The organism is Bradyrhizobium sp. (assembly GCF_027451485.1).
GTDB lineage: Bacteria > Pseudomonadota > Alphaproteobacteria > Rhizobiales > Xanthobacteraceae > Bradyrhizobium.
Window position 1 is genome coordinate 1 of record NZ_DAIDJE010000152.1, and the last position, 23,154, is coordinate 23,154.

Annotated in this window: 20 protein-coding genes and 1 riboswitch; of the genes, 11 read left to right on the forward strand and 9 right to left on the reverse strand. The window is 61.4% G+C overall.

The window, feature by feature from the left end; all coding sequences use genetic code 11:
* Positions 1-145, reverse strand: a 145-nt coding sequence (locus tag NEZ08_RS18525) for an MJ0042-type zinc finger domain-containing protein (protein WP_298110050.1), incomplete at its 3' end; no start/stop codon positions are given.
* Positions 146-357: 212 nt separating this feature from the next.
* On the opposite strand from NEZ08_RS18525, the gene ftsE reads away from it, so the two are divergent.
* The 4 genes from ftsE to NEZ08_RS18545 all read left to right on the forward strand — a co-directional run bounded on the left by ftsE (position 358) and on the right by NEZ08_RS18545 (position 3,564).
* Positions 358-1,017 (forward strand): cell division ATP-binding protein FtsE, encoded by a 660-nt coding sequence (gene ftsE, locus NEZ08_RS18530; RefSeq protein WP_298109972.1) that lies wholly within the window; start codon positions 358-360, stop codon positions 1,015-1,017.
* Positions 1,010-1,981, forward strand: a complete 972-nt coding sequence (locus NEZ08_RS18535) for an ABC transporter permease (RefSeq protein WP_298109975.1) — start codon at positions 1,010-1,012, stop codon at positions 1,979-1,981. The genes ftsE and NEZ08_RS18535 overlap by 8 nt, the downstream gene beginning before the upstream one ends.
* Positions 1,982-2,083: 102 nt before the next feature.
* A complete protein-coding gene (locus NEZ08_RS18540; RefSeq protein WP_298109978.1) occupies positions 2,084-2,779 on the forward strand; it encodes a YdcF family protein in 696 nt (231 codons plus the stop codon).
* A gap of 11 nt (positions 2,780-2,790) precedes the next feature.
* A complete protein-coding gene (locus tag NEZ08_RS18545) occupies positions 2,791-3,564 on the forward strand; it encodes a 1-acyl-sn-glycerol-3-phosphate acyltransferase (protein ID WP_298109981.1) in 774 nt (257 codons plus the stop codon).
* Between the two features lie 9 nt (positions 3,565-3,573).
* Here the strand turns inward: NEZ08_RS18545 and NEZ08_RS18550 are convergent, their stop codons facing one another.
* On the reverse strand, positions 3,574-4,146 hold the full coding sequence (locus NEZ08_RS18550) for a gamma-glutamylcyclotransferase (RefSeq protein ID WP_298109984.1): 573 nt from the start codon (positions 4,144-4,146) through the stop codon (positions 3,574-3,576).
* A gap of 109 nt (positions 4,147-4,255) precedes the next feature.
* Between NEZ08_RS18550 and NEZ08_RS18555 the strand changes: the two genes are divergently transcribed.
* Positions 4,256-5,455: a DUF2125 domain-containing protein gene (locus NEZ08_RS18555; protein WP_298109987.1), complete on the forward strand. Its 1,200-nt coding sequence runs from the start codon at positions 4,256-4,258 to the stop codon at positions 5,453-5,455.
* Between the two features lie 3 nt (positions 5,456-5,458).
* Here the strand turns inward: NEZ08_RS18555 and NEZ08_RS18560 are convergent, their stop codons facing one another.
* Genes NEZ08_RS18560 through NEZ08_RS18570 form a run of 3 tightly spaced genes read right to left on the reverse strand, consistent with a single transcriptional unit; the run spans position 5,459 to position 8,354 of the window.
* A complete protein-coding gene (locus tag NEZ08_RS18560) occupies positions 5,459-6,394 on the reverse strand; it encodes a prephenate/arogenate dehydrogenase family protein (protein ID WP_298109990.1) in 936 nt (311 codons plus the stop codon).
* Positions 6,391-7,488, reverse strand: coding sequence for a histidinol-phosphate transaminase (hisC, locus tag NEZ08_RS18565; protein ID WP_298110008.1), 1,098 nt, complete (start codon positions 7,486-7,488; stop codon positions 6,391-6,393). The genes NEZ08_RS18560 and hisC overlap by 4 nt, the downstream gene beginning before the upstream one ends.
* Positions 7,489-7,511: 23 nt before the next feature.
* Entirely contained in the window at positions 7,512-8,354 is an 843-nt protein-coding gene (locus tag NEZ08_RS18570) for a chorismate mutase (RefSeq protein ID WP_298110011.1), read from the reverse strand.
* A 138-nt stretch (positions 8,355-8,492) separates the two neighbouring features.
* A riboswitch (SAM riboswitch) is annotated at positions 8,493-8,572 on the forward strand.
* Positions 8,573-8,659: 87 nt separating this feature from the next.
* On the opposite strand from NEZ08_RS18570, the gene NEZ08_RS18575 reads away from it, so the two are divergent.
* The 3 genes from NEZ08_RS18575 to metW are packed head-to-tail and all read left to right on the forward strand — an operon-like array spanning position 8,660 to position 10,693.
* A complete protein-coding gene (locus NEZ08_RS18575; RefSeq protein ID WP_298110014.1) occupies positions 8,660-8,818 on the forward strand; it encodes a hypothetical protein in 159 nt (52 codons plus the stop codon).
* 1 nt (position 8,819) lies between these two features.
* The gene (locus NEZ08_RS18580) at positions 8,820-10,028 is read left to right on the forward strand and encodes a homoserine O-acetyltransferase (protein ID WP_298110017.1); all 1,209 of its coding nucleotides are present in this window, start codon (positions 8,820-8,822) and stop codon (positions 10,026-10,028) included.
* Positions 10,025-10,693, forward strand: coding sequence for a methionine biosynthesis protein MetW (metW, locus tag NEZ08_RS18585; protein ID WP_298110019.1), 669 nt, complete (start codon positions 10,025-10,027; stop codon positions 10,691-10,693). The genes NEZ08_RS18580 and metW overlap by 4 nt, the downstream gene beginning before the upstream one ends.
* A gap of 964 nt (positions 10,694-11,657) precedes the next feature.
* Here metW and NEZ08_RS18590 read toward each other — a convergent pair.
* Complete coding sequence (locus NEZ08_RS18590; protein ID WP_298110025.1) at positions 11,658-12,488, reverse strand: hypothetical protein; 831 nt, start codon at positions 12,486-12,488, stop codon at positions 11,658-11,660.
* 439 nt (positions 12,489-12,927) lie between these two features.
* Here NEZ08_RS18590 and NEZ08_RS18595 point away from each other — a divergent pair, with 439 nt between their 5' ends.
* The gene (locus tag NEZ08_RS18595) at positions 12,928-13,848 is read left to right on the forward strand and encodes a CocE/NonD family hydrolase (protein ID WP_298110027.1); all 921 of its coding nucleotides are present in this window, start codon (positions 12,928-12,930) and stop codon (positions 13,846-13,848) included.
* Here the strand turns inward: NEZ08_RS18595 and NEZ08_RS18600 are convergent.
* Complete coding sequence (locus NEZ08_RS18600; RefSeq protein ID WP_298110030.1) at positions 13,845-14,858, reverse strand: hypothetical protein; 1,014 nt, start codon at positions 14,856-14,858, stop codon at positions 13,845-13,847. The genes NEZ08_RS18595 and NEZ08_RS18600 overlap by 4 nt on opposite strands.
* Positions 14,859-15,311: 453 nt before the next feature.
* Between NEZ08_RS18600 and NEZ08_RS18605 the strand changes: the two genes are divergently transcribed.
* Positions 15,312-16,730 (forward strand): patatin-like phospholipase family protein, encoded by a 1,419-nt coding sequence (locus NEZ08_RS18605; RefSeq protein WP_298110031.1) that lies wholly within the window; start codon positions 15,312-15,314, stop codon positions 16,728-16,730.
* Here NEZ08_RS18605 and NEZ08_RS18610 read toward each other — a convergent pair.
* Positions 16,718-20,221 (reverse strand): adenylate/guanylate cyclase domain-containing protein, encoded by a 3,504-nt coding sequence (locus NEZ08_RS18610; protein WP_298110034.1) that lies wholly within the window; start codon positions 20,219-20,221, stop codon positions 16,718-16,720. The genes NEZ08_RS18605 and NEZ08_RS18610 overlap by 13 nt on opposite strands.
* 635 nt (positions 20,222-20,856) lie before the next feature.
* Between NEZ08_RS18610 and NEZ08_RS18615 the strand changes: the two genes are divergently transcribed.
* Positions 20,857-21,321: a fasciclin domain-containing protein gene (locus NEZ08_RS18615; RefSeq protein ID WP_298110055.1), complete on the forward strand. Its 465-nt coding sequence runs from the start codon at positions 20,857-20,859 to the stop codon at positions 21,319-21,321.
* Between the two features lie 721 nt (positions 21,322-22,042).
* On the opposite strand, the gene NEZ08_RS18620 is transcribed toward NEZ08_RS18615, so the two are convergent.
* The gene (locus tag NEZ08_RS18620) at positions 22,043-22,906 is read right to left on the reverse strand and encodes an alpha/beta hydrolase (RefSeq protein ID WP_298110037.1); all 864 of its coding nucleotides are present in this window, start codon (positions 22,904-22,906) and stop codon (positions 22,043-22,045) included.
* Positions 22,907-23,154 lie beyond the last annotated feature (248 nt).

Below are 23,154 nucleotides of genomic sequence, written 5' to 3' on the forward strand. Positions count from 1 at the left end.
CCTGCTGCGCAAATTCGATCGCGTCTTCGGCCCGGGCCAGCCAAACTTCCTTGCACCGGGAACAGCGGACGGTGCGGCCGGCCTCTCCGAGCTTTGCCGGATCAATGCCATAGGATGTTGAACAATGAGGACAAACGATTGGCATGGGCCGCTCTCCGCAAGGACCGGTGCCGCGCTTCCGGGATGCATGCCGCGGGGCTTCGGAAGCAGGGCTCCAGGATGCTACAAGGCGACCGTTAACGAATCGGAAACCATAAACAACGCAAAAGCCTTGTTATTCCGGTTCCCGGCTGCAGGCGAAGCCCGGCTGGGGACTTCGAGGTTACCGGCGGCGCCCCTGATCGAACGGAGCTGAAATTGGTTCGGTTCGAAAATGTCGGACTGCGCTACGGGCTCGGCCCGGAGATTTTGCGCGACCTCAGTTTCCTGATTCCCGCCCATTCCTTCCAGTTCCTCACCGGTCCTTCGGGCGCCGGCAAGACCTCGCTGCTGAAGCTGTTGTTTCTGTCGCTGCGGCCGACCCGTGGGCTCGTCAACCTGTTCGGCCACGATGTCTCGCTGCTCGGCAAGGATCAGATCGCGGACCTGCGGAAACGAATCGGAATCGTGTTGCAGGATTTCCGCCTGCTCGACCACATGACGACCTATGAAAACGTCGCGTTGCCGTTCCGTGTCATGGGGCGTGCGGAATCGAGCTATCGCAAGGAAGTGATCGACCTTCTGAAATGGGTTGGCCTCGGCGAGCGCATGGACGCGCTGCCGCCGATCTTGTCCGGTGGTGAAAAGCAGCGCGCGGCAATTGCGCGCGCGGTCATTTCGCGGCCGCAACTGCTGCTGGCGGACGAGCCGACCGGCAATGTCGATCCGACGCTCGGCCGGAGGCTGTTGCGGCTGTTTATCGAACTGAATAAATCGGGGACTGCAGTCGTGATCGCGACCCATGACATGACCTTGATGGACCAGTACGATGCCAGGCGGCTGGTGCTGCATCAGGGACGGCTGCATATCTATGAGTAGATCCGACTACGAGCTTGGGCCGCTGGTCGATCTCGGACGCGAGCGTCCGCAGGTGCCGGCGCGAGCCCGTAACATGTCGCCGATCGTGCCGCGCGGCTCGATTTCGGGCAGCGCGCTGGTCGCGGTCGTTGCCATCATGACCTTCCTCGCCTCGATCACCACCGGCACAGTCTTGCTGGTGAGCGCATCCGCCGCGGAATGGCAGTCTGACGTCGCCAGCGAAATAACGATCCAGGTCCGCCCCGCTCCCGGCCGGGATCTTGACCGCGACTCGGCGGGCGTGGCGGATGCGGTGCGGGCGCAGCCGGGCATTGTCGACGTCAGGGCGTTCACGCGCGAAGAATCAGCCAAATTGCTGGAACCGTGGCTGGGCAGCGGGCTCTCGCTCGACGAATTGCCAGTCCCACGCGTGCTAGTCGCCCGCGTCCAGCCCGGTTCGGCCGTCGACCTCGAAGTGCTGCGCAGCCGGGTGACGCAGGCCGCGCCGACTGCGAGCGTCGATGACCACCGGGCCTGGATTGAGCGGATGCGTTCGATGAGCGGCGCCACCGTCATTGCCGGTCTCGGCATTCTGGTTCTGGTGATCGTTGCCACGATCATCTCGGTATCATTCGCTACCCGCGGTGCTATGGCGGCGAATCGTCCGATCGTCGAAGTGCTGCATTTCGTGGGCGCAGGCGACCGCTACATCGCCAACCGCTTCTTGCGGCATTTTCTCAGATTGGGCCTGGAAGGCGGGGTCATCGGCGGGGGCATTGCCATGCTGGTGTTCGGCTTTTCGGAATCGATTGCGAACTGGTTCTCAGGGACGCCGGTGGGGGATCAGTTCGCCGCGTTGTTGGGAACGTTTTCGCTGCGTCCGTCAGGCTACCTGGCACTGGCGGTGCAGGCCGTGGCCATCGCCGCGATAACCGCCTGGGCGTCGCGGCGGACGTTGTTTGCGACGCTCAATGATATTGACTGAGCTGATGCCTCGGACCCGAGTGCGAAAACCGGTTCCCGTTTACCCGGATCGTGCTTTAGACTTGGGCCGACGAGGGATCGCTTGATTATCATGAACCGGCCGATGTCAGATCAAGGCGCTTCGGCGTCCGCAGCGGGGAAGAGATGGCGGGGTGTTATCCTGGGCGCGCTTGCCATTGCATTCGTCGCGGTCGGGGCCGGCTTTATCGGATTCCTGTCGCAATTGCGCGGCACGGAGATCAAGCCGGCGCGGAATGCCGACGGCATCGTCGTGCTCACCGGCGGAGCGTCGCGCGTCTCCGACGCGATGGAGCTGCTGGCAGGCGGCTATGGCCGGCGACTCCTGATTTCCGGCGTGCATCCCCTGAGTGGCGCCAGCGATATCTCGCGCTCGCTGCCAGACAACCAGTCGCTGCTGAATTGCTGCGTCGACCTCGATCGTTCGGCAGTCAATACCCGCAGCAACGCGGCCGAAACACGGCGCTGGGTGCATGAGAAGGGTTTCAAGTCACTGATCGTGGTGACATCGAATTATCACATGCCACGCGCCATCGTAGAATTGTCGCACGCGATGCCGGATATCACGCTCATTCCATACGCCGTGGTTGGCGACAAATGGCGCGAGGAGCCCTGGTGGAGCAATAGTGGAACGCTGCGCCTGGTGTTATCGGAGTATGTAAAATACGTTGCCGCCGAGGTGCGGGTCCGCCTGGCGGACGCGGGTCTCGACATCATGCACGAAACGACCGACTCCGATATACGCGCGCCGCGCCGGCCTGCAACCGCGCAAGCGAATTGATCGAGCTGGCGATGGTGTTCATTTTCCTGCGGTCGTTGGTCTACAACATACTGTTCTATTTTCTCCTGATCCTCTGGTTCATCGTTGCGATTCCAACCTTTGTGATGCCGCGCGCCGCGTTGATGACGCTCGTTCGGATTTGGTCGCGGCAGAACACCTGGCTCTTGCGCGTCGTGTGCAAAGTGAAGGTGGAATATCGCGGGGTCGAGAAGATTCCAAAAGGCCCGCTTGTGGTCGCCTCCAAGCACCAATCGATGTGGGAGACTTTTGGGCTGCTTCCGTGGTTCGATCAGCCGCTTTACATTCTCAAGCGCGAGCTGACACGAATCCCGTTCTTTGGCTGGTACGTCATCAAGGCCGGCATGATCGCTGTCGACCGCAGCGCCGGCGGCCGGGCGCTTCTGAAGATGGTGCGGCAGGCGAGCGAGGAAGTGCGACATGGCCGCCAGCTGATCATTTTTCCGGAGGGCACCCGCAGGCCGCCCGGCGCGCCGCCCGATTACAAACCGGGCGTGGCGCAGCTTTATGCCAGTTGCCGCGAGAGCTGCCTGCCTGTTGCGCTCAATTCGGGCCTGTTCTGGCCGCGGCGCACCTTCATGCGTTATCCAGGTACGCTCGTTGTCGAGTTTTTGGATCCGGTGCCGCCGGGCCTGCCGCGAGACGAGTTTTTAGCGCGGATTTCCACTGTGATCGAGGACGCCACCCGCCGGTTGGTCGAGACGGGGCAGCGGGAGCAGGCGAAGTTGCTGAGACGCCCGGAAGGTTCGGCCTCAGCCAAAGCCTAAGAACCGGTTTCAGCGGTGCAGCGGCGCTTCGTCATGAAGCATCAGCGCGAGCTGATGCAGTTGCGGATCGCGAAAGCCCTGCGCCTCGATCGATCTGACCGTTTCAAGCACATAGTCGCGGTTGTTTCCGGAGCGGCCGTGGCCTTGCCGCACGTAGCGCAGCTGGTCAGGCAGCGAGAGCCGGCCGGCATATTGAACATGGCCGCGGTCGACGACATAAGCGAGCGCCGCGACCCGCTCACGGGGTTCGTTTTCCAGCCAGACCGAGCGCATCACCTCGCGATAGACATGGGTGGTCTGCTCGCGGTCGCGCAAGTAACCGATCACCTCCTCGCGCCGCTTTGCCGCCACTCGAAATGCAATTCCTCGGCAGGCGCCGCCGCGATCGAGGCCGAGCACCAGCCCGGGTTTTTCCGGGGTCCCGCGATGATCAAACGAATAGACGCATAACGCGCGGTGCTCGCCGATCAGCCGCGCCGGCGCCTGCTCGATAAATTCGAATCCCGGCCGCCACATCAGCGAGCCATAGCCGAACACCCAGAGATCTTCGTGAGAACGCTTGGAAGGTATTTCGTCGGACATTCAACAAATCGCTACCAGAACATCCCTGTGAAACGAAGTGAAATTCGGTTGTTACAGCTTGGCAGGTCACCGCTTACATTTGACAAAATTGGCGGCCAATGGTCCGTCTATGACCAGCATGACCCTCGCTCCCGACGCCCCACACCGCCGCTCGCGGTGGCCGCTTTTCATAATGCCAATCCTGCTCCTGATTGCCGCTGCGGCCTGGAGCGCCTTCTGGTTCTATGCCGTCTCGCAAGCCGAGGTGAAGGCGGACGCGTGGCGCGCGCAGGAGGCTAAATCCGGGCGGCGCTATGATTGCGCCAAGCAGTCGGTCGGCGGTTATCCGTTCCGGCTCGAAATGCGATGCGAGGGGGCGCGCGTCACCCTGACCTCGCAGACGGCGGGCGCGGCGCAGCCGGTCACGGTCAACCTTGGCGAAATCGTTGCTGTCGCACAGGTCTATGATCCCAAATTGCTGATCGCGGAATTTCGTGCGCCCGCCACGATCTCCGAATCGCAGAATAGTCCGGCGATGCAGGTGAACTGGAGTTCGGCACGTTCAAGCGTGGTCGGATTGCCCGCCGTGCCGCAGCGCGGCTCGATCGTGTTTGATAATGTCGCGGTTGATCGCATCAACGGCAGCTCGGTTCAGGTACCGGTGGCGCGCGCCAAGCACGTCGAATTGCACGGCCGATTGGCCGAAGGCTCCGCGCCCAAGGATCCCGTTATCGAAGCCGTGGTGGAGATCGACGCAGGCAGCGTGCAGGACGTCCATCCTTTGCTGGCGCGGCCGTTCGCCGCCGATGTTCATGCAAAACTGAGCGGGCTGAAGGATCTCGGGCCAAAACCCTGGCCGCAAAGGCTTCGCGAACTGCAAGCCAATGGCGGGCATGTCGAGATCGTCCAGTCGCGCGTTCAGCAGGACGATCTGATTGCGGTTGCCGCGGGCACCCTCGAGCTTGATGCACAGGGCCGCATCGACGGTGAGTTGCAGATGACGGTTGCCGGTATCGAGAAGATCATTCCGGCGCTCGGCATCGAGAAAATGCTGCAAGATGGCGTGCCGCAGGCAACGCTTGACCGCGTTGCGCCGGGGGTTAAGTCGCAGGACGTCACCAACCTGCTCGGGGCGCTCGACAGGGCCATCCCCGGCCTCGGGAAGGTGGTGAAACAGAACGCCAATGTTGGCGTTGCCGCCGGCATCAACGCGCTCGGCAAACCGGCGACGCTGGAGGGCAAGCCGGCACGCAGTTTTCCGCTGCGCTTTGCCGATGGCATGGTCTATCTCGGCCCGCTGAAGGTGGGCGAAGTGCCGCCGCTGTTCTAGAACCTACTTTTTCGTCAGTTGTTGATGGGGACGGCCGAAGTCAGGCGCGGCCGAATCCTGTCCGATCTCGACAATGCCGCGCCGGATCGCGCGGGTGCGCGTAAAATGCTCTAACAACGCCTCGCCGTCGCCGCGCCGGATCGCGCGGGTGAGCTTCGAGAGGTCCTCGTTGAAGGTGCCGAGCATTTCCAGGACGGCGTCCTTGTTGGCGAGAAAGATGTCGCGCCACATGGTGGGATCGGAGGCGGCGATGCGGGTGAAATCGCGAAAACCGCCGGCGGAGAACTTTATCACTTCGGATGACGTCACCTGCGCCAGCTCGTCGGCGGTCCCGACGATGGTGTAGGCGATCAGGTGGGGCAGGTGGCTGGTGATCGCAAGCACGAGGTCATGATGCTCGGGCGTCATCACTTCGACCTTGGCGCCGAGCGCAGTCCAGAACGCCCGCAGTTTTTCCGTCGCTTTGGCCTCGGTGCCCTCGGGCGGCGTGAGGATGCACCAGCGGTTGATGAAGAGTTCGGCAAACCCAGAATCGGGCCCGGAATTCTCGGTGCCCGCCACCGGATGCGCCGGCACGAAATGAACGCCCGCCGGCAAATGCGGCGCCATGTCCTTGACGACCGAAGCCTTGACCGAGCCGACATCGGAGATGATGGCACCCGGCTTGAGGTGACCCGTGATTTCCGCCGCAACGGGGCCGCAGGCGCCGACCGGGATGCAGAGGATCACGAGGTCCGCGTCTTGAACGGCCTCTACGTTGGTCTCGACGACGCGGTCGACGATGCCAAGCTCCATCACGCGCTCGCGGGTCTTTGCCGAGCGCGCGGTGGTGATGATTTCCCCGGCCAATCCCTGCAGACGTGCGGCGCGCGCAATCGAGCCGCCGATCAGGCCGAAGCCGATCAGCGCGACGCGATCGAAGATTGGCCCGGTACTCACTTCGCACCCATGAATTCGCGCAGGTTTTCCACCACCAGGCGGTTGGCTTCCTCGGTGCCGATCGTCAGCCGCAAGGCATCTGGCAGCTTGTAGTTCTTCAATCCTCGCAGAACGAGACCCCTCTTGGTGAGAAACACGTCGGCGTCCGCTGCCGTTTTGCCCTTATCGAGCGGGAAATGGATCAGTACGAAATTGGCAACGCTCGGCGTCACCTTGAGCCCGAGTTTCGTCAGTTCTTCCGTCAGCCTGCTGCGCCACGTCTCGGTGTGGACCCTCGACATCTCCTGATGAGCGGTATCCTCGATGGCCGCGACCGCCGCGAGCATCGCCGGCGTCGACACGTTGAAGGGCCCGCGGATTCGGTTGCAGGCGTCGACAATGTGGGCGGGCCCGAACATCCAGCCGATGCGAAGCGCCGCAAGGCCGTGAATCTTCGAGAACGTGTGAGTCATCACGGTGTTTTCCGTGGTCGCCACCAGTTCGATGCCCATCTCGTAATCGTTGCGCGACACATAGTCGGCGTAGGCCGCGTCCAGCACGAGCAGCACATGCGCCGGCAGCCCCGCGCGCAAGCGCTTCACCTCGTCGAACGGCAGATAGGTGCCGGTCGGGTTGTTGGGATTGGCGAGCCAGACGAGCTTGGTGCGCGGCGTGACGCGCTTGAGGATCGCATCGACATCGGCCGTGAATCCGCTTTCCGGCGCGACCACGTTGACGGCGCCGTTCGCCATGGTGGCGATCGGGTAGACCAGAAAGCCGTGGGTCGTGGAAATCGCCTCGTCGCCGCGGCCGAGATAGGTGTGCGCCAGCAGGTTGAGGATCTCGTCGGAGCCTGCGCCGCAGATGATGCGATCCGGATCGAGCCCGAAGGCGCGCCCGATCGCCTCGCGCAGGATGCGGGAGGTGCCTTCCGGATAATCCTCAAGATGCGCGGCGGCGTTCTTGTAGGCTTCGATCGCCTTCGGCGAAGGGCCGAACGGCGTCTCATTGGCCGAAAGCTTGAACACCTTACGCCCCGGCTCGGCCTGCGGGCTCTTGCCGGGCGTATAGGGCGCAATATCGAGAATGCCGGGATTCGGCACGGGTCGGGACATCTTTGGCTCCGGAGTAACGGGGGCTATCTCGCCGTTCCGTTAGGGACGGTATAGCGCGTCGCGTGGCTGCCGACGAGGGCCGATGAGCGCACCGAGGCGCCGGCTTCGACGAGCGCCGACCTGATCTTTTCAAGATGCCCGGCGGCCGCCGACGCCAGAAGCGCCGCGCCGTCGAATGCCGTGTCGGGCACCGCGACGATCTCGGCGATCGGCGACAGCGCGCGGGCGATTTCCGCATTCCAGCCGGAAACGCGTATGCTCCACGTCTCCACCTCGGTCACCATGGCGCTGTCGGCCACGCGCGACACCACGAACACCGGCAATGCCGCCGGATGATCGGCGCGCTCGACGAAAGGCAGCCGCGCGATGATCTTGGGCGCATCGTGCGGCTCCAGCGCAATCCACCACGGCGTGCGGCTGGCGGTTGCCGACACCAGCGCCAGATCGCCCTTGGATTTCGCGACCGCCTCGACCGCGGCCGGCGCATTGAAATGCGATACATAAGGCACCGTGAAGCCGAAATGAAACCGCGCAGAATCCCGCATCGCCGATTCGCCGACGGAGATGTCGGCATGCACCGAAAAAGGCGCCTGGACATAGGTGAACGTCGAGATGATGACGCGCCAGATGCTCTCAACCGTGTCGAGCGGCAGGATGCCGCGATGCCGCTGCACCAGGCGGCGCATCATGTCGGCCTCGCGCGCCGGCCGGAACGCCGATCCGACCTCCTGAGTCTGCTTCACCCGGATCAGGCGATCGATGATGTCGCCGCGCTGCATCAACAGGGCGTGCACCTGGGAATCGATCGCGTCGATCTCCTGGCGCAGTTCGGCGAGCGATGGCGGCGAGGGGGGCGGCTTGGACATTTTTCAAACCTGACGAAATCTCGCTTCCGTTCTCTCCCATGCCCCGTCGCGGCGCAAGGGCGCGTCTCGCAATGCAGGGCCGAGGGGCCGATTAACCACGGCCTCGCCTTGACGTTGAGGCGCCAAGGGACTAATTTTGTGTCGTTCCGTGGTCATTTGAGCCGGCCGGCTTGCAGCCACGTTAAAAAACTCGCTAAACAGGCCGGGGACAAAGATGATCCCGGCCGAACTTTCGTTCAGGCCGGATTTTTTTTGGCCTGATTTCCGGCGGTCTCGAAGGGGCCGCCCGAGGGATCGGTATCACGATGGCAAAAGTTCAGTCCCTTGCAGGTGCTGCCCGCTCGAAATTCCTGCCGCGCAAGCAGCGAATTCTGTTCAGGAATTTCAAATGGCGAGGCGGCACCTGGATTTTTCAAGCTGCTAGTGCCCATAGCTTTTCCAAGTTCGTGAAAGGTGGTTGCTGAGATGGCGCACGAACTGCGAAAAGTGGGCACTAGTCCCGGCGTCCATGCCGATGAACGGCTGCAAGAGGCGGACAATCCGAGCTCGAAGATTGCGCGCTTTGGTGCCGACCATCCGCTGCGGCTCGACTGTGGCGTCGATCTCGCGCCGTTTCAGATTGCTTACCAGACCTACGGCGAACTCAACGCGCAGCGTTCGAATGCCATTCTGGTCTGCCACGCACTGACCGGCGATCAGCACGTCTTCAACGTACATCCGGTGACCGGCAAGCCCGGCTGGTGGGAGACCATGGTTGGTCCTGGCCGTCCGCTCGATACCGAGCGTTACTTCATCATCTGCGCCAACGTCATCGGCGGTTGCATGGGATCGACGGGACCGGCCTCGACCAATCCGGCGACCGGCAAGCCATGGGGGCTGGATTTCCCGGTCGTGACCATTCCAGACATGGTGCGGGCACAGGCGATGCTGCTCGATGATCTGGGGATCGAGAACTTGTTGGCCGTGGTCGGCGGCTCGATGGGCGGCATGCAGGCGCTGCAATGGACGGCGGCCTATCCCGAACGGGTGTTCTCGACCCTGGCCATCGCGTGCTCGACGCGGCATTCGGCGCAAAACATCGCCTTCCACGAACTCGGCCGTCAGGCAGTGATGGCCGATCCCGAATGGCACAACGGCCGTTACTTCGAAAAGGGCACCATGCCGCATCGCGGGCTGGCCGTGGCGCGCATGGCTGCGCACATCACCTATCTGTCGGACGCGGCGCTGCATCGCAAGTTCGGCCGCCGCATGCAGGACCGCGATCTGCCGACCTTCTCCTTCGATGCGGACTTCCAGGTCGAGAGCTACCTGCGCTATCAGGGCTCGTCCTTCGTCGAACGGTTCGACGCCAACAGCTATCTCTATTTGACGCGGGCGATGGACTATTTCGACATCGCCGCCGACCATGACGGCGTGCTGGCGCGGGCGTTTCGCGGCATCAAGACGCGTTTCTGCGTGGTGTCGTTCACCAGCGACTGGCTGTTTCCGACTTCGGAATCGCGCGCGCTGGTGCATGCGCTCAACGCCTCCAGCGCCCGGGTGAGTTTCGCGGAAATCGAGACCGACCGCGGGCATGACGCCTTCCTGCTCGACGTGCCGGAATTCTTCGACATCTCGCGCGCCTTCCTGCAATCGGCGGCGAAAGCGCGCGGGCTTTCGGGGGACGGGGCATGACGTCGCAGCAGCAGGTTCTTCCCTTGAGCCCGGCGATCCCGCGCGGCGGCGCCACGACCCGCGGCGACCACCTCCTGGTCGCGGAAATGGTCGCGCCCGGCTCGAAGGTGCTCGACGTCGGCTGCGGCGACGGCGATCTGTTGCAGCTCCTGGAGAGCCGCGGCATCGACGGCCGCGGCATCGAATTGTCGCGCGAGGGCGTCAACCGCTGCGTAGCCAAGGGACTAGCCGTAGTGCAGGGCGACGCCGACACCGACCTCGTCAATTACCCCGACGATGCCTTCGACTATGTGATCCTGTCGCAGACCCTGCAGGCGACGCGGCAGCCGAAGGCGGTGCTGGAAAACCTGCTCAGGATCGGACGCCGCGCCATCGTGTCGTTTCCGAATTTCGGCTTCTGGCGTATGCGCCTGCAGCTTCTGATCGGCGGCCACATGCCGCGCACGGAAAATCTGCCGGCCACCTGGTACGACACGCCGAACATCCATTTCTGTACCATCAAGGATTTCGTGCAGCTGTGCGGCGAGATCAACGTCAAGATGGAGCGCGCCGTCGCGCTCGATCTCTATGGCCGTCCCCTGCGGCTCAACGCACCCTGGTGGTTCTGGAATATGTTCGGCGAGCAGGGCGTGTTTCTCTTGAGTCGGGCGGGGAAGGAGCGGTGACGTCTATGGCCGTCATTCCGGGGCGCGCGTAGCGCGAGCCCGGAATCCATCAGGCGCAGATCGTGTGGATGAATGGATTCCGGGTCTGCGCCTTCCGCGCAAAATGGCATCGCTATTTTGTCGCGTCGGGCGCATCCCGGAATGACCAAGGAGAGATCTATCCCGCCGCCACCGCCCTCTGATCGCGCACACTCTTGCGGTTGAGCCTCACGACTGCGCCGGACCCGCAGTCCCTGATGTGACGATGTTTGGCTCACTAAGTCGTCCCGGCGAACCGCGCGCGAATTACCAATTCAAACTTGTCAAAGAGCCAGTTCACTGTCGTCCCTGCGACGAACGCAGGGACGACGACAGAAGATTCTAGACATATGTGGGCATCCCCGCGGCGCATTGCGCCCGGGGTAGTCTCTATCTTTCCGCCCAAGGAGGGCGTGGGGAATGCCGGGTGCCAGGCGCACCCGCAGCCTCGCGTGGAAAGCAAAAATCACGCGAGTTAGTCACCGCAGGTACACGCCGGTTCCCCCGGCATTCCCGCACGCGAATGGTTTTAACGGTTTCCTTCGTGCTCGCCTCGGAGACCGGGCTTTGTTGTCTCCGTCCCCGCCGGGAAGCGTCAGCTTCTTCGACAGGTTGATATCAGCGTCGGGATATCAGGCCCACACGACTTCACCGTCCGCAAAGTGCCGCTCGTCTTTTCGGCACAACCGCGTCCACCGCATCCCGCACCCAACGTTCGTGACGATCGCGATACGCCCCTCGTTCAAGGGCGCGGGACGGCGGCGCTTATGGATTTGATTTGGGCGACGTGGAAAGCGATTTATTTTTGCGCGAAGGACTGGACAGTAGACTCGGCGTTGATCGGATTTGAGAAATTCGCCGATCGGCGCGTCAGGATTGGCCCATCGCACCATACAATCCGGTCCCGCTTCGACATCGTCATGGTGTCGGACCTGGCGCATGATGCTCAGCGCTTGCTGACGGCAAGGTTCGGAATGTACTGGCATGGGTTGGATGGATCGATGTGGCCCTGATCGTATTCAATCATATCGCCAACATTCACGGTGAGTTCGGAAGGAAGCACCACGGCGGCCTTGCCTTCCCACGTATCCGTGAAGATCTCCGCGTTTGCGGCGTAGTTCGGATTCATGCGCCGGTCCATTAGGACCTGAGTCGATCGGATCATGGCGACCGCCTGAGCCGGGGTGGCTATCCCGATCACGATCGCCTGTTTGCGGGCACTCGCCCGCGATTGCGGCAGCTTCGCCTTCGCGCCGCACTCAAGCTTCGGCTCCTTGATCGCCGTCAATTCGTCCTGGCCCGACTCGCGCGCCGTCGCCTGCCGTTGTGCGAGGCCGATGGGTTCGACTGCCCAGGAGGGGAGAGACGCCGCTCCCGAAGCGAGGTCGCCGCCAGCCTGTGGCAGGGGAGTTCCGGCCGGATCCGAGCCGGGGTCGCCGCCATCGTGTCCAGGCTGCTTTGGCTGATCGACGCCATTGACGTCGACCGTTCCGGGTTGGGCCTTGGCGTGCTTGTCTTCATCGGCCACGGCTGGAACACGTGGAAAATTGTTCTGCTCATTCGGCGCGGAAACCGGTGGCGGCGAAGCCGCCGCAGGCTCGTCCATCACGATTTCGACGGGGACCGCGTCGACTGGAGCGGGCTCGGTCTGCTTGAAGACCCCGAGCAGCAGAACCAGCGCGATGATGACATGCCCCGCAATCGCCAATCCATAGGGCATGCGGCGGTTGTTGGATTCCCGCAGAAGGAATTGCTGCAACCACTCGACCACGGCCACCGCGCCATCAGGAATTCATTCAACCTGGTGCTTTTACCTTAAGCCTGGCTTTGGCTTCAACAGGTGGCTGATTTGCCGGGGTCTGATGTTGGCCCCTGAAACCGACCTGCAGTCGGATTGGCTTCCAAGTTGCCTTTCGAGGGTGATTATCTGATGGCTCAATTCAGGTCGCTGAGTGACATTGGTATCAAGCGGCGGATTACGCTTCACTAATCCGCCCTACGAGCTCTCGAAAGGTAGCATCAGCTTCAATAGCTTTGAGAATTGGCTCTTTTCGCACAATCAAGGTTGGCCGACCGCCGGATATCGTTCGGCGCCAATTCGGGCATTACCAGTCGCGATGACCTGAAGCGGGCATTCACGCCTATGTCCGCTGAAGTAGCCATGGCGGTTTCGACGGACTAATATTCGGCTTTCGCTGGTGGCCGTGAAGGGCAACATGTTTGAGCTGGTGGAATTTCCCTCCGAAGGCGCGATCTTGCGTGGGCGCTTCTATCGTCCGGCGCAGGCGCCGCCCTGGCCGACGGCGGTGATGACTCATGGCACCACAGCCACGATCACCATGTGTCTTGATCGTTATGCCGAGGTGTTCTGCCGCGCCGGTCTCGCCGTGCTGCTCTACGATCACCGAAATTTCGGTCTGAGCGGCGGCGAGCCCCGTCAGCTCATCAACCCGTGGCTCCAGGCGCGCGGCTATCGCGACGCGATGAATTATTTGCTCACCCGCGCCGATGTCGATCGCGACAGGATCGCGGCTTGGGGGGATAGTTACTCCGGCATGATCGCGCTTGCCGTCGGCGCGCTCGATCCGCGATATGCTGCGGTCGCAGTGCAATGTCCGGCCTGCGGCATCGAAACTCCCAAGCTCGCGGCAGACGAGCGGCATTTCCGGACGATGCAAACGATCTTCGATGACGGCGACATCACTGGTACGCCGGAAACCACGACCGGACCGTTGCCTGTCGTGTCCGCCGATCAGATCGGCTCGCCGTCGCTGCTGAAGCCGATCCAGGCTTACCGTTGGTTCATCGACTATGGCGGTCGGCATGGCACATTATGGGAGAACCGCGTCATCCGCGTCATCCCGCCGACGGCGGTGCCGTTCAGCGCCTATCTTGCTGCGCCGTTCATTCGCGGAGCGACGCTGCTCATGGCCGGCCGCAACGACGAAATGGTTCACTGCAACCCCGACGTGACATCGGCCGTATTCGGGCTCATGCGTTGCCGCAAGCAGTGGGCCGACATCGACGGCGGTCATTTTGGCTTGCTGTACTGTCCGGGCGAGATTTTTGAGCAGGCGAGCGCGGCGCAGTGCGCCTTCCTCACCGACGCATTGGATGCGCAAGTCACCCGGGCCTAGCTGCCGCCACGCCGCTTGCGGGAACTGATGATCGTGTATGCAAGGTAAGCTGCCGCCATCGCCACCATCAAAAACCAAGGCACCCATTGGCTTCTCTGATGGTCGACAACATCCCCGACCGCGAATGCTGTCACGCCGTCCACGACCAGCCCGTTGACCCACACGATCGCGTCGCCGGGCTCAAAGAGCGGATGAAGCGGGGAGGCGAGCTGTGCGGCGTCGGCAGTTATGTCGATCGCCGCACCTTTTGCGAAGCCGGCGGGAAGCCTATTGCCCATCAGATCCATATCGATCCGGAACTTTTCGGTGTAGCCGGACAATTGCAGTTGTAGCTTGCGGTGTGATCCGCCTTTCGAGCTGACATAGTAAACGCTCCAGTCCACGAGGTTGCCGTGAACCGTTGCTTGCCGCTCCGGATGAACGGAATGGCTCCAGTTCAAGTATCCGGCCAGCAGGAACAGGACCAGCATAAGTCCGGGAACGAATGGCGAGCGGGTGAAAGAAATGCGTGCCACTTTATGCGGCATTCGGATTCGTGGCGCCGGTGAAAGCCCGACCGCTGCAGCATTTGCAATTTCCCGCTGCAACGGCCGGGCGCTTGGATTGTCGGCGCCGGATGGCGGTTTCACCAATTCGCAATAGGCAGTTCGAAAAAGAAGCTTGCGGCCAGGCGCCAGCAATCGCGGGGCGTCGTTGCGCCACCAGGCCGCCGCATCGGGCGCCGCCTTCTCAAGCTCGCTGATCGCGTCGCGAACATAAACGGCGTAACCGTTTTGCTTGCCCAGATTTCCAAGAACGCGGCTTGTGAATGCAAGAAGCCGGTTGCGAGGTGCGGAGAGCACGCCGCTGACATAGGCGTCCCGCGGCCCTCGGTCGTCGGCGACAGGCAGGCTGAGCCCAACCCATTTCTCGCGCACCCACAGCGGCGCTTCACCTGGCGGGATCGCGACGATACGAATGAATTGAGCTGCCATGGCTGCCCTGATGCGCGTTTCGAACGCAAAGGGCATCGTAGCCGGGGATTCCGAACAAATCGTTGCAATCGGCAGCTCGCTTCGTTGAACGGCTGATGTGGCCCGGGGCCTTTTGTCTACATCGTGTACGGCACTTCCGCCGGTGTATGCCGTGACGCCCGGCCGATATAGCGGAAGGGTTGGTAGAGTCTGGTGGCGAGCGCATTCGTACTGTCCAGGCCAACTCAACAAGTGCGTATTGAATTCCGAGCCGAAAATCCGTCCGTCGGCCCTCGCGTGACTTGCTGCAGCGCGCGGCGCACACAGCAGTACAACTAGAAGAGCTGGTCACCGGCTTGCGTCAGCGCTGCTGCCATATACGGTCGCGTACCCGACCTGAGTGCTCGAGCGAGCGCTTCACAACGATTTCGAAAGAAACTAATCTATTGTTCTTTCGTGAATTTCGAAACTTGAATGGAGCGTATTCGATATTGCGTAGGGAGATTTCAGATGGCGAACGGAAACCCGACGAGAGCAATTACGCTGGGCGGTGGCGGACCGGCAGCGGGCCTGCACATTGGAGTTCTCGAAGCTCTTGCCAGCGCCGATATCAATTTCAATGTTTGGTCGCTCTCCTGCATCGGAGCCTGGGTGGGTATCGTCTACAATCAGTCGACCAAAAACACCGCCAGGGGAAAGGTCGAGGAAACATACGAGTTCTTCAGGAACGGCGTTTTTCGAGATGACGAGGACTACAAGCGCTTTCCCATCAATACCGTGTTCGGGCCGGATTGGCGCAGCAACATCGACGCATTCAACAAGTTCGTGGGCGACCCAAAGAACTACAGAGACTTTCAATTCCAGCCTTACAGAATCTTCGAGTTCATTCAGGACTCGCTGTCAATCGTGATGAACCAACTGCCAGCCGGGGATAAACCTTTCAAGACATTGGACGAAGGGGATCTCAATCGATGGATACTCAATCAGGTGATGGCTCCCAATCCGTTCATCCGTTACATGACATCCCTGATGTACCTCTCCAAGTTTAACGGACTCTCGAGAATCAACTACCCCGACAGCGAGTTCATGCAGAAGATCAGGTTCGATCGGTTGCCGGAGGTAAAGCCCTATATTTTTCACAACGCCTGGGACCTCGATCATCACGAACTCGCATTCTTCGCAAATCGTCCGATGACGATGCCGAATGCGGACGACGACGGAAGCATAAAGAAGAGGTATGAAGGCCCCATCACCGCACAGTCCCTGTGCGCGTGCTCGGCTCTTCCCTTTATCGAAGAAACCGTGGAGATCGACGGGACGACCTACTGCGAGGGGGCCCTCGTCGACACGGTCAATTTCGAAGGCCTGGTCGATCTTCGTGTGGAAGGTCGGAAGCTCGACGAAATATGGATCAGCCGGATCGTCGATTCCAGGCAGGTCCGAAAGCCGGAAAATCTCCACGATGCGCTGGCAAATCTCTGCCAATTGTTTGCAGCCTCGGTCGGCGAAGATGATGTCAAGCTGTTCAAGTACCACGTCCGCTACGACCGACAGACTCGAACGGTTTCGAAGAGCAACGGCACAAAAAACCAGAATTCAAAAAAAGCAGAACATGCGAAGGCCGAAGATTCGCGAGGTCACAATTCGAACGGCGAATGGAACGGCACGGTTGTCGAGATTCACGTTCCCGGGCACATCAATTTCAAATGGAATCACAGCAACCTGGACAACGGACGAAAGCTGGGGCGAGAGGCTGCGGAGCAGGCGATTAAGCAATATCGCAAGCACAAGGACACACCCCATCAAGATGCACCACTCTTCATTAACGAGAAACCGGAAGAGGATGCCGAGTGGCGACGCGTACGCGACGATTATCGCCACCTCCAGAAAGTGCTGGCGGAATCTGACAGAGCAGATCATCCCAGCTGATCGAGCACAGCCTTTGCCTGCCTGAGGTCCTGCGTCTCAAAGCCTTCGGTGAACCAGCCGTAGGCCGGCGCGAGGACTTCGAGCGCTTCCTGGCGCTTGCCCTGGTCCTTCCACAACGCGGCAAGGTCCGTTGCCGCCCGAAGTTCAAGCGCCTTGGCGCGCTGGCATCTTGCCGCCGCAACGCCCTTTTGGAGCAGCGCGACGGCGGCATCCGGCGAGCCGCGGTGAACCAATGCGCGCGCCTTCAGTCGGTACAACTCGGCCTCGAATATCCGTTCGCTATTTCGGCTCATCGTTGTGAACCCGTGCTCGATGAGGTCGAACGCCGTTTCGTATTCCCGGCAAAACAGCAAGGCCGGGCACAACAGCACGTACAGCGCGGTAATCCCGAGTTGGTAACCCGCGCCACGATATTCATCCATCGCCGTCCGGATCTCCTCGATGCCGCTGGACGACGAGTCGAGGAATGTCGCGCATATGCCACGGACGGCTTGCGCCAATCCGCGCCATTGCCCGAAACCATGCTCCTCCGACAGGCTGCGGCAGCGTTCTGCATAACCTTGCGCGCGCGACATCTCGCCGCGCAGGGCGTGCAGAACAGAGGCATAGTAGCAGGCATAGGCTTGCGAATGAGGATGACCGATCTCATCGGCGCGTCGGATGGAGGCATCGATGCTTGAGAGCGCCGAATCGAAGCAACCGAGCAGCCAGAGAATCCATGACATCAGAGCGAGATCGGCCACGCCGGCGTCCTGGCCGGCGGCTCGGGCCGCCAATCTGTCAGCATCGGAGCTCACTTCGAACTCCGCAACCGCACGCTCGATGGCTTCACGGGCATCGGCGAGACGTCCCATGAAAAGACGGATCATGGCCTGACCGCGGGTCGCATTTATCAACGCCGGCCGATCACCGCGCGTCTCGGCGAGTTGAAGCAGCACCGCAATCGTTTCCTGGGCGACCGGCAACTCACCCCGGATGACGCTCGCAGTGGTCAGCCAGAACATGATCTGCAATTTTTCGGGAGGGTCTCCGAGGCGGTCACACAACTCACGCGCTCGCGCAAAGGTCGCCACCGCCTTGTTGGAGGCTGGTCCCTGGGCCGCGATCAGACAAGGCCCGAGCGCGACCTGGAAATCAAGCTCCAACCTGTCCTTCCGCGGACCATCGGCCAGATGGGCCGATGCTCCGATGCCCCGTTCCAAGTGCACGATGGCTTCGAGGTTCGCGGAACGCATGGCAGCCTTCTTGCCGGCCTTCAGCCAGTAGCCCGCCGCCTTTTCGAACAGTCCCGCCTCGGTGAAGTGATGCGCGACGGTTTCGGGTTGCGCTTCCACGATCTCCGGGAAACGCTGCTCCAGGGCTTCCCCGATCATGGCATGCAGCCCTGTGCGTCGGCTCCTCAGAAGTCCCGAGTAAGCCGCATCCCTCACGAGCGCATGTTTGAACGTATAGATCGTCGCTGGTATCTCCCCCCGGCAAAATATCAGCTCCGATTGAACCAGCTGTGAAAGCGCCTCCCGAAGTCGTTCTCCGGGCAGTCCGGCGATGATGCTCAGCAATTCATAAGAAAACTCGCGCCCTACGACCGCACCGATCTGAGCGATCTCCCTGACCGGAGCCAGCCGATCCAGCCTCGCTACGAGAGACGCATGCAGCGTCGTCGGAATCGCCATGAGAGGCAGAGGGCGGTTGAGGATGTATCGGCCGTTTCGTTCCTCCAACAAGCCGGTTTCGAGCACCGTCTTTGTCAGTTCCTCGACGAAGAGGGGCACACCATCGGTACGAACGAGAATTTGCTCCATAACCTCCTGAGGAAGCCTCTTGCCGGCCGTCACGCGCTCGACCAGCGCCGCACCGTTGCGTCGGTTTAGCCGCGTGAGCGAGACGGTCGTCACATGCGCCTGGCCCGGCCAGGGGGGCGTGAATTCGGGCCGTGCGGTGATCAGCAGCAGCACGCGCAGCTGCGGTACTCTTTCCAATGTCAGCGTGAGCAGCTCGAGTGACGTCGGATCGGCCCAGTGAGCATCCTCGAAGGTAACGAACACGGGCTGGCGCGCAGCAAGGGCATCGAGCTGCATCAAGAGCGCCGCAAGCGTGATCTCCTTGCGTCTTTGCGGACTAAGCTCCGGCAGTTGGTAGCAACTGCCGGCGGGTAGCGACAGCAGGTTCGCCAGGGGTGGGACGATCTGCTCTGTGGCGGCGCCGGATTGGGCGAGCAAAGCTTCCAGCTTGGCGAATTTCGCATCTGGCGAGTCCATCCGTTCGAACTTTGCGGCCCGTTCGAGTTGGCGGATGAATGGATAGAGCGTACTGCTGGTGTGGTGCGCTGAACAGAAAAAGTGTATCGCGACGTGCGGCCTGGTTTCTTCGAGCCGTTCTTCGAGCGCCAACGCAATATGCGATTTTCCGATACCCGGCTCGCCGATCAACACCACGGCGCTGCCCTCGCCACCCGCAGCGTTGCGCCACCTGCGTAACAAGAGATCGATCTCCTCGTCGCGTCCGATCGGAGGTTTCAATGAGGTCTTGTGCTGGGCCTTGAATCGGCTTTCCACTCCGCTTGTGCCGAGTACTTCCCAAGCAGGCAACGGTTCGGGCCATCCCTTGAGCATGGCCGGACCGACGTTACGGTATTCAAAATTGCCTTCGGTGAGTCGACGTGTGCTCTCGCAGATCAGAAGTGTGCCGGGCATCGCAAGCGCCTGCAAACGTGCGGCCAAGTTCGGCGTCTCACCAATAACCGCTTCTTCCTTTGCCGCGCCTTCACCGGTCAGATCGCCGACCACGACTGTGCCGGTCGCGATACCAACTCGAACTGTCAGCACGGTGCCGATATCCGTCTTGAGGTTAGCCACGGCGTTCACCAACGCCAGCCCAGCGAGTATCGCTTGTTCCGCGTCATCTTCGTGTGCTTGAGGGAATCCGAAATAGGCGAGTACGCCATCTCCCATATAGCGGGCGATGACCCCTCCTTCCTGGGTGATAATCTCGGCGATGCATGCGAGATAGGTGCCGATGACGGCCCGCAAGTCTTCGGGATCGAGGCGAGCCGAAAGCGCCGAAGAGCCCACCAAATCGCAAAACATGACGGTGATTTGACGCCGCTGAGGCTCTTCACGCAGTGCCGGCTTGGTCCCCGCCTGGACGGCCGGAACAACTTCCCCTCTAAGTTCACCGATCGCGCGCAGCATCTTGCGCCGGTGTCCCAGCAGGAGACCAAGATCCTTCAGGTCCTGCTCCGTAAGATCGCCAAGAACCGAAAGGTCAATAGCATTCTCGACGAACCGCGCCGCGTACTCGCTTAAGCCGATCGATGCTAGCCATTCCTCAATAGCTGTCATGGCGAACCTGCGGTTCAGGCGCGTGACAATACCACGTTTTGATGACGCGGCGAAGGCCGAAAGTGCTGCCCCCGCAGGCAAGCGCGACGCACGACCTGACGTTGACGAGAGTGAAGAGCTGATTGCCGAAGGTGACGAGGTCGAGACCATTCTCATCGTCGAAGATGACGCTGCACGTATGTGCCCGATGTCCTGTCTTCTTCGGCAACCCGCAACCGTCTCAACGGCTTTCGTCCTCAGCGGCTAGAGGGCTGTCTTGGAAGACACAGTCACCTGCGCGAGGTTCGTTACTCAGCTGGTCGCTTTCGTAGATTCACGAAGCCAATCTCATGTCATCGTCGCGAGCGCAATCGCTGGCGCGGTCCTGGGCGGAGCCTTCGGCTTCTGCTTATGGAGATTTGACCCGCGCGCGCGGGGGCGGGTCGGGCAACAGAATCCGAAGCAGCAGCCGCTTGATCGGAATGGCGGCGCCAGATCGCAGCTTCGTTGATGGCCGCCTCGACATATTGTCTCGCCCCAGCATCACGCCCGCTTCCATAGCAAAGCGGACATCCAGTCTCAGGCGACCGGCATGGCGTCGATCGCCAATGACCCGAAGCGGTCGCTCACGACCTCGTGAAGCATTCCTGAAATCCATAGCGCGTCGCTGTCCGTTCTAAGGCCCGTCAATGACACGCAATGTTGCAATGAGCGCAGCAACCTGTCTGAGCCGGGTTGCTGCCTCGGTAGATCACCTTAGGGAGATTTTTATGAATGCTATTCGTTCGTTCGTGATGGGCTCTGCCATGCTGATGGCCCTCGTCGGCGCGTCGGGCGCACGTGCCGCTGATATCGTGGATACCGCGGTTTCCGCCGGCTCGTTCAAAACGTTGGTGACGGCGGTCAAAGCGGCCGGCCTAGTCAGCACGCTGAAGAGCAAGGGCCCGTTCACCGTGTTTGCACCGAACGACGCCGCTTTCGCCAAGCTGCCGCCGGGGACGGTCGACTCCCTGCTTAAGAATAAGGCCAAGCTGGCAGCAATTCTCAAGTATCATGTCGTGCGCGGCCGCGTGATGGCCGCAGACGTCGCCGGCAAGTCGCTGCAGGTGGCCACCCTTGAAGGGCAAAAGCTGAACGTGAACGGCACCATGGGCGTCACGGTCAACGATGCGCATGTGGTCCAGCCCGATATCGAGGCGTCTAACGGCGTCATCCACGTGATCGACACGGTGCTGCTGCCTCCCGCGCCCGCAATGAAACATCATCACTGACGGTGCTTCCGTAGCGGCTTTTAATCGTCTTTTCCGCACCAACCGTTTTTGCGCAACACAATCGCCCGGCCGGGATCCCGGCCGGGCGAACTGTCGTGAACCAAGCCAGGACAACATTGTCATTGAAGAATGCGCTATCGTCGCCATGTCGCTCCTTGGCCCATCGGATCATTTGCGCAGTGGCACAGAAACGCTCGTTATCGGAGCGAAGTGGACATGGCCGAAGCGCGTAGGGCTGAGTTAGCCGACAGGTCCGCCGAAGTTCGGCGAGCGAAGGCGGAAGGCGTACCCTGCCACCTTCTCTGGCCCGTCGGCCGCGGGTTGCGCTCCGCGAATTCGCCTTCCGAGCTGCGATCGCCTGATTGCAAAACCCTCGCAAATGACCGCAGGACCTTTGATCTGGATCATGTCCCAGGCTTCCAGGCGGCGCATGGTGCCACGTGGGAAAGAGGGAGATACAACATGACGTCGATTTCACATCAGCACCATGCAAAATGTCCTCGATGCGGCTCCGAGTTGGTCAGCCTTGAATGGGATGAACACGTGACTTCGCGGCAAGTCCAGGACCTGTGGCACTGTTGGAAGTGTCAGAACGAATTCATCACGGTTGAAGCGTCTGACGAGAAGCCGCCTTCGGACGCCGAGGTCACCAAGCCGTTCTTTACGAGTTTGGTCATGGAATGACGGTTTGCGGCGTGGCGTGACGACAGCCTGTTCGTTGTCACGCGAGCATCGACCTCGGATCACGCGGTCCCCAACGGCTGGCCTCGACCAGCGCGATGAAGCGTTCGACCATTTCGTTGAACAGCGACGGTTCTTCCAGATTGAGCACATGGCCCGATTTCGGGAAGAAGGTCAGGCCCGATGCGGGAAGATGTTTCTTCAGGAACAGGCTCGGCTCCACGCAGGCATCGTCCTCGTCGCCGCAGATGATCAGCGCCGGTGTCTGCGCCTGCTTGATCGCGTCAGCCATGGTGTAGATCGAGGGCCGGCCACCCTGAAAGCCGCGCATGGTATTGGCGGAGCCTTTTGAATCGTGCCGGGCAAGCGCGGCGTAGAAGTCGGCGTGTCCGCGCGGGTCCTTGACCAGGAAGGGAATCCGTCCCGGCGCTTCCCGCGTCACCTTGGCGACTTCCGCCGAGCCGATTCTGTCGAACTGGTCGGCGGTGTCGCGGCAGGTCCTGCGGAAGGTGTCGAGGCTCTCGATGGCAGAGCCGGAGCCGACGCCGGCAAGCGTCATCGACAGGATGCGCTCCGGCGCATTGAGCGCCACCTGCAGCGAGGAATAGGAGCCCATCGACAGGCCGACGAAATGCGCTTTCGCGATATTAAGATGATCGAGCACCGCGATCGCGTCGGTATAGAAGTGCTTGTAAGTGTAATCGTCCGCCGAGGGCGGCACATCGGAGGGCGTGTAGCCCCGCGCCGAATAGGCGATGCAGCGGTGGCCCCGCGAGAAGTAGCGCATCTGCGGCTCCCAGTTGGTGTAGTCAGCCGCAAATTCGTGCAGGAAGAGGATCGGCGTGCCGCTGCCTGCCTCTTCGAAATAGAGCTTCACCTGGTCCTGCGTGATGGCATGCGGCATTTCTTCTTTCTCCCGTTGTTTTGTCGTCTCGCGCTCTTCGGCGCGAACGCGCCACGACCCGAAGTCGCAGTTAATGCTCACGGCTGCAATGAGGCAAGAGCGCTTCTTTTGGTCATCGAATATGCGCGGAATTACCTTCGAATCGGGCGCGGGCTGCCGCATCCCGTCTTGCTCTCGTCACATCGCAATTTCTTTTTGACGCGCCCGGGTGCCGTCCGCCTGGTGAAGCGACTCTGACGTTCCTGTCG